This window comes from Marinitoga piezophila KA3, assembly GCF_000255135.1.
Taxonomy (GTDB): domain Bacteria; phylum Thermotogota; class Thermotogae; order Petrotogales; family Petrotogaceae; genus Marinitoga; species Marinitoga piezophila.
Genome location: NC_016751.1, coordinates 1564568 through 1577715, shown reverse-complemented (window position 1 = coordinate 1577715; position 13148 = coordinate 1564568). Strand labels below are relative to the sequence as shown.

The following is a 13148-nucleotide window of genomic DNA, read 5'->3' as shown; positions in this document are numbered from 1 at the left end:
AATCCTCCTATTTCCTTACTTTTATTTTTAAAACTATTTCTCTTTTTTTAAATAAAAGTTCTATTTTTTCTGCAATACGGATAGAGTTACTATTATTTTCTGATACCCTATATATTGGTAAAATATTATTATTAATACACCATTTTACAGAGGCTCCTGCCACTTTTTTACCAAATCCCATATTTCTCCATTTTGGATTAGTATATACTATAATATTTCCTCCATTAAAATTAATATCAGAAATGTATGAATATGACACAATTTCACCATTTTTTTCTATGTAAAAAAAACGTTTTTCTAAAATTTTTCTTATATTTCTATTCCATAATTTTTCTAAAAGTATTTTATCGAATTTCTTATTTTTAAATATTGTAAAATATTTTTCTTTTTCTTCTAAATTTAATATCTTTACTTCTTGTGTATCAAAGGTATATTCATTACTTTCAAATGTATATATTCGCATCAAATCAATATTTTCATTTTTTAATCTATTTTTCAAAATATTATATAAAGATAATACTTCCATTTCTTTTTGTAATATAAAACTTGTATAAATTATGTATTCTTTATATTGTGGCGAAATCGAGATTAATAAATTATTATTTAAGTTACTTATAATAAAGGGATATTGGTATACATTATTTATTATAATATTTCTATTTTTTGTTAATATAATCTTCTTGCTTTTTGCTCTATTAATACCTATATAATTTAAATAATAATTTTTAAACTTTATCATTTTTCACCTCATTATAATACATAATCACATATAGATATACAGGGCCCTGTATTCATTATTTTATCCTAAATCTCCCTCTTGACCTCCTTCACATATTACAATAACACTTAATGAAAAAAGTTCATTTAATTCATCATTACTTATTCCAAAATCTAAAATCTCTTCTTTGTTTATTATATTTTCATCCTTTCTTTCATTTAACATAAAAAAGCACCTCCTTCTATTTATTAAGTTACACACTTATTACAATTTTATATATATACTCATAAAAAATGCTTTCAAATTTAAAGATATAAATAATGTATATGATAAAATAAAACAGATTTCTTTCAGCCGGCTGAAAAGATTTAATTTTTTGATATAATATCTACGTAGATATAAAAATTAAAATTAGATTGTGTTTAATTATTTAGAAAATTCAGTTTGAATTTGAGGGTTGGCTGAATGAGTAGCATACTCGTCATCATTATCCCCTGCAAATATTATTGTTGAAAACATAATAATTCCTACAATTATTAATATAATTATTTTTTTCATTGTCCCACCTCCTGCTTTAAATTTTATCATTTCTAACATGACTTGCAAGTGTTTTTTCTAAAATAAAAATCCGCTTTTATCAACATTTGAGAATCGGATTTTTATTCCATTTTAATTAATTTTCATTTTTTTAATTTTTGTTTTTTTTTTTGTAATAATTATAAAAGAAGCTTATTTCCTATTTTTGACTATTTTTATATTTTTATTTTTCAAATTTCATTCCAAAAAGTCCATAAAGTTTCTTGGTTTTCGAATTTTATTGAAACATAATAATTAACTCTTTGTAAAAGGATGATTAACATGACTTCTCATATAAAGGATATTGTTTCCATTGTTAGATACGGATATTATTCAAATCCAATTTCTAATTACATTCTTTCTAAAACTAAAGAAAAATCTGTAGAATATTATTTATTATTATTAAAAAATATTTGGAAGAAAAACAAAAATATGGCAATATTTTATGCAAATAAAATTATTGCAACAACAACAACAACAACAACAATATTAAGAGAACTTGCAAGATTTGAACTCATATCTCTTTATGTAAAAAATAATCAATTTGATATGGCTAAAAAAGAATGTGAATATCTAAGAAATAACTTTAAGAATATTTCTGAATATGCCAGGAATTTAATGATTCCTGGTTTAAAATTATTGAATACAAAATATAATATCCTCGATAAGGATTTTAAAGCGTATTCTGATAATTATGAAGAAAATAATGTAGATAAAGCTATCTTAAAATATTCTCAAGCAAGAGAACATATTAAGAATAAAGAATATAATAAAGCATATGAATTATTCATAGAAGGTTATTTTCTTGCAAAAGACTTTCCACATCCAACTATGATGTGTAATGGTTTAAATGGTGCTGCATGGTGGATGAGAAATGAAGATAAAAAGAAGGCTTTAATTCCTGCAAATTTACTTGAATATTATATTGGCTATTATTTCGATGATTTAAATTATACCTATAACTGGTTTGATACGATTTTTGAGGTATATAAAATAAATAAGTCTTTAAATTTATTTGATATTTCATCCGTTGTTATGAATTATAAGAATAATGTATCTTTTGAGATTAAATCTGATTTTGAAGAGGTTTATAATAATAAAAGCTTTTTCAGAAATAGAAGTTTTAAAAAAATTATCTCTCATAATTTCAGAGATAACCTTTCCATCATAGAAAAAGTTAAAAATCATAAAATCCCAATATTATTCTTCTCAACATATACAACATTAATAGAAAAACCATTTTTTACAAAGAGTCATATTTTGAAATTGATTTTTGAAGGTAATAAGGAAAAAACCATTAAATATTTTTCAAGGGATTATGAGAAGATGTATTTTTTTAATGTTATGATGAGTGATTTTGATTTGAAGAAAGCTGAAAGAAGATTATTGAATTCTGAAGATGTTGAAGATTCGGAATATAATATTTCACCATTTTATTTAGCAAGAAAAAAACTCATCACTGAGCTTTTTAAGAAAACAAAGAACTTTAAGGAATTTGTGTTTAACTATTTTAAGCTCAGTGATGAGGAAATGAAAATCTTTGATGTGTTTTTAAGAAATTGTGTTCGATACGATATTAAATGGCCCATTACTCCTTATCCAAAAGGTAAGGTTAGGGATTTTGCTATTAAATATGGTCTTGGTCAAAAACGCGTTGCTTTAGGCTATTACTCTTTTGAAGATGATGAAAGAGTTTTGATTGATGATATTATTGAGAGGTTTTTATAATTGATTTTTCTACTAAACTTCTATATTAAAGAAAGCCCTTGCTATAAGACCTATTACAAAGGATAATGCCATTACTCCAAAGCTAATAAAGAGCATTTCAAAGAAATAATGTTTAAATGTTTTTTCCTGAACCACAGAAACAAAGAATGAAAAGAATACAATTACTATAACTGCATTAATCATTGTAAATATTAATGAAATCATTGGATTTGAGAAGATAAAATAAGGAGCAACAAGCAAAATTACAGTAAATATATATGCAATTCCCGTATAAATAGAAGCTTTTAAAGGATTCTTGGAATTTTTATCCGCTCGTTGAGATAAATACTCTGATGCCGCCATTGAAAATGAGGCTGCAATTCCGGTAATTAATCCTGATAATGCAACAAGTCTTGAATTTTGAAATGCAAAGGTTAAACCTGCTAATGTACCAGTTAATTCAACAAGTGCATCATTTAACCCCAAAACCATTGAACTTACATACTGTATTTTTTCTTCATCAATAAGACCTAATAATTTCTTTTCATGAACATTTTCATCAAGGATAATTTCTTTGAATTCAGGAATAACATCTTTTGCTTCTTCATAAACTCTTTGAGCATTTTCTTCTCCTTTTTCCATTGCATTTAAGGCAAAGGTTAGTCCAAAGATGTAGGATAATAAAACATACCAGAATACTAAAAATGAATTAGGAGATACTTCGGTTTCTGTATATTTTTTTAAGATGTTATAATGCTTATACTCATCTTTTGCTATGTTTTCTAAGATTTTAGCGTTTTTTCCTTTAATTCTTTTGGAAAGGTGTTTATAAACATGGTGTTCTGTAATTTCATTTTTCTGAAATGCCATTAATTTTTTCTTTAGCTCATTATCAATCATACTCTCACCTCAAATTTGTATTTAATATAATTTTTCAAGTTTAATTATATCATAAAACTGGAAATATATCCAAATTTGTCAGATTTTAAATGATATATTGTGAAAAATAAAAGCTTTTTCAGGCAACTTGAGTGCTAATCTTCGAAAAATCTCTTTGAAAGTAGAAAAATAATATTCTCTCAGACGGCAAGAATTTCTGATCCTTGCTCTATAAAAAACACTCCTAAAAAGGTTTCTTCAGGCGGTGAAATTTCTTATAATTGTGAAAAATAAAAAACTACTTTCAGACAACTCGAACGCTGATCCTCAAAAACTGCTCATATTCGCGGGGTCGCTTAGATTCTGCATCCCTGCAGAAGCTGCGCTCAAAAAAACATCCTGTTTTTTTGACCCTCTCCATTCGCAGTTTTTTCGGGCGTTCTTCGAGTCTTCATTCGTTTTTATTTTTCACAATACTTTTGCTGTTCCGGCTCACGCAATATTTCCGTTAGGGAAATTTCAAGACTTCATTCACTTTTTTACTCGTGTTTTTTATTCTTAAACTTAACTTTTATTTTTCCAACATAAAGAAACTTCCAATGAAGATGGTATAATTTACACTGAAAACAATTGTTTATGGAGTTGATAGTATGGATTTTGTAATTTCAGGTGATTCTCATGGGCCGGTGATGATTGGCACTTTAACTGGATTTCCAGCAGGATTAAAGATAAATATTGAAAAGATAAATGAAGATTTAAAAAGACGCCAGGAAGGATATGGCCGTGGAAAACGTATGAAAATAGAAAATGATAAAGTTGAAATTGTCTCAGGAATATGGAAAGGCATCACCACAGGCGCTCCAATTTCAGTATTAATTGAGAACAAAGGTAAAAATACAGAAAAAGAAGTTAGAAGCATTCCTCGTCCCGGCCACGGTGATTATAGCTCATATATGAAATATAAGTTACCTGATTTAAATATATATCCTGAAAGGAATAGCGCTCGTTGGACCGTTGTTCTTACAGCTCTTGGAAATATTGCAAAGCAATTTCTCAATCTTTTAAATATTGAAATAGAAGGATATGTTGAAAGTATAGGGAAGATAAAATTAAAAAACGATATTTTAACAGAGGAAGCAAAAGAGTATATTGATAATGCTAAAACAAATGGCGATACGCTCGGAGGAAGCGTAAAAATCATTGTAAAAAATATAAACCCTGGAATTGGTGGATACTCAAGCATATTTGAAAGATTGGATTCACAACTTGGACAAATTATAATGACAATCCCTTCTGTTAAAGGATTGATAATAGGCAATAATGACTTTTCACTTTCAGGAAGAGAATATCATGATGAATTTTATTATGAAAAAGAAAAAAATAAAATCAAGAGAAAATCAAACAATGCCGGTGGAATTGAAGCAGGTTTTACCAATGGTGAGAATATTGAGATTACTGTTTTTCTCAAACCAATCCCTACACTTGCAAAACCGTTAAATTCCATAAATCTTGCAACAGGAGAAAATACAAAATCTCCATATATTCGATCAGATGTAACTGTTATTCCAGCGAGTGTGGTTATTCTTGAAAATGCTGTAGCATTAGTTATTGCAAAAAGTATTATTAATCAATTTGGAAATGATAATGTTGAGGAAATAGCAAGGAGGTATAATAGTGCCAATTTATCTAATTGGAATGATGGGTTCTGGCAAGACCACACTTGGTAATAAATTAAGCAAGATTCTCAATATGTCCTTTATAGACCTTGACAAAGAAATTGAAAAGATTGAAAACACCACCATTAATAACCTTTTTTCAAAAAAAGGAGAAGAATATTTTCGAAATTTAGAATCAAAGGTTTTAAAAAATACAGAAGCGAAAAATGCAATTGTAGCAACAGGTGGGGGAATTATCTTAAGAAAAGAAAATAGATTATTCTTAAAAAATCATAAAACTATTTTTTTATATGTTCCTGTTGAGGATTTAATCAAAAGAATTAATCCTGACAATCGTCCATTGTTAAAAGATGGAAAAGATAGATTGTATAAAATATGGGATATGAGAAAAGCTTTATACAATGAATTTAAAAAGATAGATTTAAGCAATTTAAATATTCAGGAAAGCCTGGCAAAGATTTTATATGAGATAATAGATGAAAAAGAAGAAATACTGGAAAATGATTTTCAGGAAGTTATTATAAAATACAAAGGATTAATGGATTTAAAGAATAAAAAATACGTATTTGCAAGTAAAAACGTTTATAGAATATACAGGGAATTTTTCAATAAACCATTTTTGCTTAAAGAAGGAGAAGAAAAAAAGGATTATAAAAATCTGGAATATATATATCAATATCTCATTGAAAATGAAATTTCACGAAAAGATGAAATTTATGGTGTTGGTGGCGGAAGCGTTACAGATTTAACGGGATTTATTGGTTCTACATTTAAAAGAGGGCTTGATTTTTATTTTTATCCAACCACATTATTATCCCAAATAGATGCATCAATAGGCGGAAAAACGGGAATAAACTTTTCAAAAATTAAGAATGTAATTGGAACATTTTCCATTCCTGAAAAGGTTATTATAGATCCTATTACCATTATTTCACAGGATGAAAAAAATTATCTCAGTGGAATTATTGAAGGATTTAAAATAGCGATAATAGACGGAAATACTTCATTGTTCACTGAAAATATAGAAAAAATAAAAAATAGAAATCTCAATATTCTGGAAAAGATTATTAAATACGCTGCAATTACTAAACTAAAAATAGTTTCAAAAGACCCTTATGATAATAATATAAGACGATTATTAAATCTCGGTCATACTTTCGGGCATGGATTCGAGAGTATTACAGGAATTACTCACGGATTATCCGTGGGATGGGGAATAAAAAAAGAAATAGAACTTTTTGAGGATAAAATCAAAGAAAAAGATAAAAAGATTATTCTGAATTTCCTTAAAAAAATATTACCTGAAGAAATATTCAAAAAAGATATACCAACTGAAAAACTTAAAAATTATATTATTCAGGATAAAAAGATTAATAATAATAGCATTATTGATTTTCCAATAATTAAATCTATAGGAAATGTGGAACTTGAAAAAATAAAAATAACTGATATAATAAAATGAAGCCATATATTGGCTTCATTTTATTATGGACACATAATTATATTTCTCCACCATATACAATCTGCGCATGAAGGAGTATTTCCCCAACAATCTAGATCGGTATTTTCTATAAAATGGCAACCATCCTTTAAATCGCAATCTGTACAAGAAGGGAATAATGCATTTTTTACCTTATATCTAAACCATGAATAATCCTTAGATGTCCATATTTCATATAATGATTTTTTCTCTACATTACCAAAGGAATATGCCCTTATTTCTTTTTTCTGACCATAAACATATTCTATTCCATCGTGTAAAAACCTATAGCATGGAACTACCTCTCCATCCCATCTAATTACAGTGGCATTATTTTCTATAAAATTACAATGACGTTCTGTTTTTAACCTAAAATTTGGTATTATAGCACTAACCTTTGCTGTAACTGCATCTGAAATCTGTTTTCTCAACATTAAATCCTTTTCTTTGCTATCTTCTCTATATAACTCAAGTCCAAGAAAATGCTCATATACAGGTATAATATTCGATATTACAACTTTACGTATTCCATATGGCAATAAAGTCTGAATAATTCCTGGAAAATCATTATGATTTTTTTCAGTTAAAACTGTTTCAATGGATAATGCCGGTTTTCCAGTATTTTTTTGTTTTTTGTAATTATCTATTTTTTCAAGAAGTTTTCTTACATATTTAAAACTCGGATGTCCTACGTCTCCTGTTTCAACAGAAATTACCATTTCATCAATTTTAAGATCTATAAGTTTTAAAATCTGAAGATCATTTAAAAAATATCCATTTGTGGTTACTGTAAGCATATACCCTTCTTCTTTTACCCTTTTAACCATTTCAAAGAAATGCGGATTCATGGAACATTCTCCAATACCACCAAAAACTATGTGCTCAACTTCTGGAAACTCTTTCAGGTCTTCCATTACTTTATTAAACGTTTTTTTAGTCATAAATCCTTCTGGATCTGTAAAGGTGTTTTTAAAACACATTGGACAATCGAGATTACACCTTGAAGATAATTCCAGATAAACCTTCTTTATATCCGGTTCAGGTTTTAAAATCAACTGAGCGCTTTTCATTTCAAAAATATACTCTTTCTTTTTCATCATGTCATCTCCAATCTTAACTCTCTATGTTGTGAGAAAAATATCTGATAAAGAAAATAGTACGAATAATGTGAGCGAAAACTTGAAAATTCCCAAGGAGAAACAATGATGATTGAAAAAAATAAAAGTGAATGAATACTCGCAGAGCACCCGAAAAAAACTGCGAATGAAGAGGGACAAAAAAACAGGATGTTTTTTTGAGCGAAGCTTCCCCATGGATGGGGAATCTGAGCGCCCCCACGTATATGAGCAGTTTTTGAGGATTAGTGCTCAAGTCGTATGAATGAACTTTTATTTTTTTCAATCTACAACAAAAAGGACGAACACGGACGTGAGTCTGCAACGGCCGGCGGGAACGAGAATTTTTGAGGATAAGATTTTTCTACGGTTTGGCGAACATTATTCGTACTATTTTCTTCATTAGTTATTTTTGTTTTTCTCACTCCATTAAAATCTATAAAATTCACACTCTTCATCTTTATATAATCCTTCTTTCCCAAGAGGAATTCTCACAACACCATCCGCCATTCTAAACGGCGATGCCAATCCTGATTCTCCAAGAATAGGATGTGCAATAAAACCTTTTTCCGTATATTCCAATCGCACAAATACAAACCTTTCTCTTCCCTGTGCTGCAGGAACATTAGTGCTAATTCTTACAATAGAATCTGGTTTTGGAAGATAATCTATATTCCCGGCAACCTTTCTTATTATTGGAAATAAAAATAAATATGAACTCACAACAAAGGATGTTGGATTTCCCGGTAATCCGAGAATTACCTTATTTTCTGTTTTGCCAAATATTACCGGTTTACCTGGCTTCACCTGAACGCCATTATATAACACTTCACCAAAATGTTCTATTGTTGATAACGCATAATCCCTTGCTCCTAAAGAACTTCCACCTGATATTATCACTATATCACCGTTTTCCAATCCCCATTCTACACCTTTTTTAAACTCATCAGGATTATCTTTCACCAACGGATGCCTTTTTACATTATATCCATAACTTTTTAGCCATGCCATTAATGCATAAGAATTACCATCTCTTATTTGTGTTAACTTCCTATCCTTTTCAGGTTCTACCACTTCATCTCCTGTTGGAATAATACATATTGTAGGTTTTTGATAAACCTTTACTTTTGTGATTCCCAAACTCATTAAATTATGAATATGTCCAATGTTTATTCTTTCACCTTTTTTTAAGACTATAGAGTCTTTTTTTACATCTTCATCTTTTTTTATTATATTTTCACCTGGTGCTACAGATTTATATATTTCAACACGTTTACCTATTTGACTGGTATTTTCTATCATTACACATGCATCAGCACCTTCTGGGAGCATTCCTCCTGTTGGAATTTTTACACATTCTCCAGGATTAATAGGTTTCCCGTCATATTCTTTTCCCATAAATACTTCTCCAACTATTTTTAATAATGCTGGATTTCCATCGGAGGCTCCAAATGTATCTGCAGCTTTTACAGCATAACCATCTATAGTAGCCTTATCAAATCCTGGAATGTTTTCCGGTGCATATATATCCTCTGCAACTGCAAATCCGAAACTTTCTGATACATGTTTTTCAATTACAGATGTTGTTATATTAAGTTTATCAATAAAATTTTCATATATTTCTGTTCTTGGAACAAATTTCTGAAATCTTTTTTTCATCCTTTCACTCCTCGTTGCCACATTCTACCGGTGAGTCATTTATTTTTTCCACAGCATGTGGAATTGCTGGCAATAATACTGCAAGGTTTTCCCTTACGGCCCTTGGACTTCCCGGCAAATTTATAATTAATGTTTTATTTGCTATTCCAACTACAGCCCTTGAAAGCATTCCATGAGGCGTATGTTTTAATGCCTCAATTATCATTGCCATTTCCATTCCATATATCCTTCTTTCTATTACTTCAAGTGTTGCTTCCGGGGTTACATCCCTTGTTGTTAATCCAGTACCTCCAGTTGTTAAAATAAGGTCAATATCTTCTTTTACCAGGTTTCTTAATTCTTCTGCAATTAATTCCTTTTCATCTGGCAATATTTTATATCCTGCCTTTTCTGCATTTATGCTATCCATTAATTTCTCTATTTCTTTTCCGCTTAAATCCTCTCTTTCTCCCTTAGAACCTTTATCGCTTAATGTCAGGATAAAATACTTCATCTCTTTTCCTCCCTTATATAATGACCGCTTTTTCCACCAGATTTTTCCATTAAATATACTTCTGATATTTCCATTCCTTTATCCATTGCCTTACACATATCATATATTGTCAAAGCACTTATGGAAGCCGCTGTTAATGCCTCCATTTCAATTCCCGTTTGTGATTCTGTCTTTGCCAAAGAGAATATTTCTATTGAATTGTTTTTTTTATCTATTTTAAATTCAACGTCTATCTTTGAAATAAATATATTATGGCACATTGGAATTAATTCTGAAGTTTTTTTAGCCCCCATAATCCCTGCTACTTTTGCTGTTGTTAAAACATTACCTTTAGTTATCTTTCCGCTTATAATTGCTTCCAGCGTCTCTTTTTTCATGGTTATTTTCGCATGCGCTTTTGCTATTCTTAAAGTGCTTTTTTTCTGGCTTACATCAACCATTTGTACATTTCCATTTTCATCAATATGCGATAAATTCAATTTATTATCCCCCCATCTTATGCATAGGTGTCTTTTTTCTTAGTTCTGTTAAAAAATGTTGTTTTGGTTTTTTAGAAATTGCAAATTCAATTCTTTCCTTTAATTTTTCTTCATCGTTAATTACATCCTTTATTGGAACATGATAATCAAAGGCTAAACATGGATATATATTTCCATCTGAAGAAATTCTAATTTTATTACATGTAGAGCAGAAGTTATGTGTTATTGCTGAAATAAATCCAACATATGAGTTTAATTCTTTTATTCTATAGTAATTTGATGGACCATATCCAAATTTTTTTTGAATTTTTTCCAGAGTATACTTTTCCTGTATTTTTGCTTTTACTTCATCTTCTTTTACAAACTCATCTTCATTATATTCGGTTCCTATAGGCATAAGTTCTATAAATCTTATAGGTATTTTCAATTTTGCTGAAAATTCTATTAAATCATGTATTTCATCAAAATTTTCCTTTTGCACTACTGTATTTAACTTTACAGGAACGCCTATTTCTAAAGTTTTGTATAATCCTTCTAATGTATTTTTCAACATATTTCTTCGTGTAATCTTTAAAAAGTTTTTTTCATTTAATGAATCCAAACTGAGATTTACAGAATCCAATCCATATTTTTTCAAATCTTCAACTATATTTGAAAGCATAGCTCCATTGGTTGTAATACTAAAACCAGAATAATATTTATTTATAACCTTTGCAATTTCTATAATATCCGTCCTGATGGTAGGTTCACCACCGGTAATTCTTATCTTTTCAATTTTCATATCTTTTAATGTTTTTACCAACTTCTCTATTTCCTCTAAAGACAATAACGCATTTTCTGGAAGAAATTCTGTATTTTCTCCCATACAATATATACATCTAAAATTACATCTATCGGTTATTGAAAGTCTTACATATTTTATTTTTCTGTTAAATTTATCTACATACATTAATATTACCTCGTTTCAGAATATTTCCAGAGATTTTGTATAACCCTTATTACTACAAATATAATCATTGACATTATAAAAATTAAAGCTGTAAGCGCAAGAGATTGTTTTAATCCATATCCCTGAAATCTATCATAGGTTAAAACAGATAATGTCATTGGATAATATGCCAGAATTGCTACAGCACCAAATTCAGATATACCTCTTGCCCACATTAATAATGCTCCAGTTATAATTTCATGTTTTACCATTGGAATTGAAATAAGAAAAAATACCTTTGATGGCGTTGCTCCAAGGGAACGTGCCACTTTTTCATATCTAATATCCAGTTTTCTAAAACCTTCTTTTACAGAATTAACAAATATACTAAAACTCAAAAATCCCATAGCGGCAACTACACCCCAGAATGTTTGAACAAAGGATATTCCAAAATTATCTGCAATTTTACCAATAGTTGAAGCTCTTCCAAGCGTCATTAATAATGCAATACCTGCTGCAGTATGCGGAATTGTTTGTGGTATATCTACAATAGCTTCAAGAATTGATTTAAATGGAAAATTATATCTGGTTATTGCATATGCAAAAGGAATTCCAAATATTATTGCTATAAACGTTGCAGTAAATCCAGCAAGAAATGTTGTTTCAACAGCATCTAAGAATTCCGGGCTTTTTGATATTTCAATTAATAAATTAAAATCAACATTTAAAAAAACAACTATAAATGGAAGGGTTACTGCCAGAACAAATATTATGCTAATAAATATTATTATGTGCTTGAACATTTAAACACCTCTTCTTTAATTCTCCATCTTTTATAATATATACAGGACTATTATTTATAATTTCTTTTTCATCATGAGTTACATGTATGGTGGTTAAATTATATTCCTGATTTAATTCATGCAATAATTTAAGAATTTCATTTTTTGTGTGTGCATCTACAGCTGAAAGAGGTTCATCCAACAATAATAACGAAGGTTTTATAGCAAGTGCTCTTGCTAAAGCTACTCTCTGCTTTTCGCCTCCAGAAAGCTTTTGAACTTTTCTATTGAGTAATTTTATTATCCCCAGCTTTTCACAGAGATAATTTATAAAATCTTTATCGTAATTATTTCTCATTCTTGTTCCAAATTCTATATTTTTTCTTACATTTAAATGAGGAAAAAGATGATAGTTTTGATACATAAACCCTATGTTGCGTTTTTCAGGTGGAATATTTATTACATTTTTTCCCTCAAAATATATCCTTCCTTCATCTGGACTTAAAAAACCTGCAAGTATTTCAAGAAATACAGTTTTTCCTGATCCTGTAGGACCAAGTATATATACATATTCTCCTGACTTTATATTCATCTCTTTTACTGTTAATTTAAATGCATCAATAGCTATTTCCAGATTTTCTATTTGTATCTTCAAT

The 13148-nt window shown here is 28.9% G+C and carries 14 protein-coding genes; 3 read left to right on the top strand and 11 right to left on the bottom strand.

Annotated features, from left to right (window positions below; all coding sequences use genetic code 11):
- Positions 1-7: 7 nt before the first annotated feature.
- The 3 genes from MARPI_RS07415 to MARPI_RS11330 all read right to left on the bottom strand — a co-directional run bounded on the left by MARPI_RS07415 (position 8) and on the right by MARPI_RS11330 (position 1276).
- Positions 8-739 (bottom strand): GNAT family N-acetyltransferase, encoded by a 732-nt coding sequence (locus MARPI_RS07415; RefSeq protein ID WP_014296975.1) that lies wholly within the window; start codon positions 737-739, stop codon positions 8-10.
- A 60-nt stretch (positions 740-799) separates the two neighbouring features.
- On the bottom strand, positions 800-943 hold the full coding sequence (locus MARPI_RS11135) for a hypothetical protein (protein WP_014296974.1): 144 nt from the start codon (positions 941-943) through the stop codon (positions 800-802).
- 201 nt (positions 944-1144) lie between these two features.
- Complete coding sequence (locus tag MARPI_RS11330; RefSeq protein ID WP_014296973.1) at positions 1145-1276, bottom strand: hypothetical protein; 132 nt, start codon at positions 1274-1276, stop codon at positions 1145-1147.
- 300 nt (positions 1277-1576) lie between these two features.
- On the opposite strand from MARPI_RS11330, the gene MARPI_RS07410 reads away from it, so the two are divergent.
- Complete coding sequence (locus MARPI_RS07410) at positions 1577-3022, top strand: hypothetical protein (protein ID WP_014296972.1); 1446 nt, start codon at positions 1577-1579, stop codon at positions 3020-3022.
- A 12-nt stretch (positions 3023-3034) separates the two neighbouring features.
- Here the strand turns inward: MARPI_RS07410 and MARPI_RS07405 are convergent, their stop codons facing one another.
- Positions 3035-3901: a VIT1/CCC1 transporter family protein gene (locus MARPI_RS07405; protein WP_014296971.1), complete on the bottom strand. Its 867-nt coding sequence runs from the start codon at positions 3899-3901 to the stop codon at positions 3035-3037.
- 629 nt (positions 3902-4530) lie between these two features.
- On the opposite strand from MARPI_RS07405, the gene MARPI_RS07400 reads away from it, so the two are divergent.
- Together MARPI_RS07400 and MARPI_RS07395 are read left to right on the top strand one after the other, a co-directional pair.
- Positions 4531-5607 (top strand): chorismate synthase, encoded by a 1077-nt coding sequence (locus MARPI_RS07400; RefSeq protein WP_014296970.1) that lies wholly within the window; start codon positions 4531-4533, stop codon positions 5605-5607.
- Entirely contained in the window at positions 5555-7018 is a 1464-nt protein-coding gene (locus tag MARPI_RS07395; protein ID WP_014296969.1) for a shikimate kinase, read from the top strand. The genes MARPI_RS07400 and MARPI_RS07395 overlap by 53 nt, the downstream gene beginning before the upstream one ends.
- 23 nt (positions 7019-7041) lie before the next feature.
- On the opposite strand, the gene MARPI_RS07390 is transcribed toward MARPI_RS07395, so the two are convergent.
- From MARPI_RS07390 to MARPI_RS07360, 7 genes are all read right to left on the bottom strand, one after another.
- Positions 7042-8133, bottom strand: coding sequence for a tungsten cofactor oxidoreductase radical SAM maturase (locus tag MARPI_RS07390; protein WP_014296968.1), 1092 nt, complete (start codon positions 8131-8133; stop codon positions 7042-7044).
- A gap of 447 nt (positions 8134-8580) precedes the next feature.
- Positions 8581-9810, bottom strand: coding sequence for a molybdopterin molybdotransferase MoeA (locus MARPI_RS07385; RefSeq protein WP_014296967.1), 1230 nt, complete (start codon positions 9808-9810; stop codon positions 8581-8583).
- 4 nt (positions 9811-9814) lie between these two features.
- The gene (locus tag MARPI_RS07380) at positions 9815-10303 is read right to left on the bottom strand and encodes a MogA/MoaB family molybdenum cofactor biosynthesis protein (RefSeq protein ID WP_014296966.1); all 489 of its coding nucleotides are present in this window, start codon (positions 10301-10303) and stop codon (positions 9815-9817) included.
- Positions 10300-10782: a cyclic pyranopterin monophosphate synthase MoaC gene (moaC, locus tag MARPI_RS07375; RefSeq protein ID WP_014296965.1), complete on the bottom strand. Its 483-nt coding sequence runs from the start codon at positions 10780-10782 to the stop codon at positions 10300-10302. Before moaC ends, MARPI_RS07380 begins: the two co-directional genes overlap by 4 nt.
- A 4-nt stretch (positions 10783-10786) precedes the next feature.
- Complete coding sequence (gene moaA, locus MARPI_RS07370; protein WP_014296964.1) at positions 10787-11731, bottom strand: GTP 3',8-cyclase MoaA; 945 nt, start codon at positions 11729-11731, stop codon at positions 10787-10789.
- 5 nt (positions 11732-11736) lie between these two features.
- Complete coding sequence (locus MARPI_RS07365) at positions 11737-12513, bottom strand: ABC transporter permease (RefSeq protein WP_014296963.1); 777 nt, start codon at positions 12511-12513, stop codon at positions 11737-11739.
- Entirely contained in the window at positions 12485-13147 is a 663-nt protein-coding gene (locus tag MARPI_RS07360; protein WP_050899164.1) for an ATP-binding cassette domain-containing protein, read from the bottom strand. The genes MARPI_RS07365 and MARPI_RS07360 overlap by 29 nt, the downstream gene beginning before the upstream one ends.
- Position 13148: the final 1 nt, after the last annotated feature.

What these genes read in the sequence shown, in the direction of transcription:
- MARPI_RS11135 (WP_014296974.1), bottom strand. Translation starts at nt 943, where the DNA reads ATGTTAAATGAAAGAAAGGATGAAAATATAATAAACAAAGAAGAGATT.
- moaA (WP_014296964.1), bottom strand. Translation starts at nt 11,731, where the DNA reads ATGTATGTAGATAAATTTAACAGAAAAATAAAATATGTAAGACTTTCA.
- MARPI_RS07400 (WP_014296970.1), top strand. Translation starts at nt 4,531, where the DNA reads ATGGATTTTGTAATTTCAGGTGATTCTCATGGGCCGGTGATGATTGGC.
- MARPI_RS07410 (WP_014296972.1), top strand. Translation starts at nt 1,577, where the DNA reads ATGACTTCTCATATAAAGGATATTGTTTCCATTGTTAGATACGGATAT.
- MARPI_RS07365 (WP_014296963.1), bottom strand. Translation starts at nt 12,513, where the DNA reads ATGTTCAAGCACATAATAATATTTATTAGCATAATATTTGTTCTGGCA.
- MARPI_RS07405 (WP_014296971.1), bottom strand. Translation starts at nt 3,901, where the DNA reads ATGATTGATAATGAGCTAAAGAAAAAATTAATGGCATTTCAGAAAAAT.
- MARPI_RS07385 (WP_014296967.1), bottom strand. Translation starts at nt 9,810, where the DNA reads ATGAAAAAAAGATTTCAGAAATTTGTTCCAAGAACAGAAATATATGAA.
- MARPI_RS07380 (WP_014296966.1), bottom strand. Translation starts at nt 10,303, where the DNA reads ATGAAGTATTTTATCCTGACATTAAGCGATAAAGGTTCTAAGGGAGAA.
- MARPI_RS11330 (WP_014296973.1), bottom strand. Translation starts at nt 1,276, where the DNA reads ATGAAAAAAATAATTATATTAATAATTGTAGGAATTATTATGTTTTCA.
- MARPI_RS07390 (WP_014296968.1), bottom strand. Translation starts at nt 8,133, where the DNA reads ATGAAAAAGAAAGAGTATATTTTTGAAATGAAAAGCGCTCAGTTGATT.
- MARPI_RS07415 (WP_014296975.1), bottom strand. Translation starts at nt 739, where the DNA reads ATGATAAAGTTTAAAAATTATTATTTAAATTATATAGGTATTAATAGA.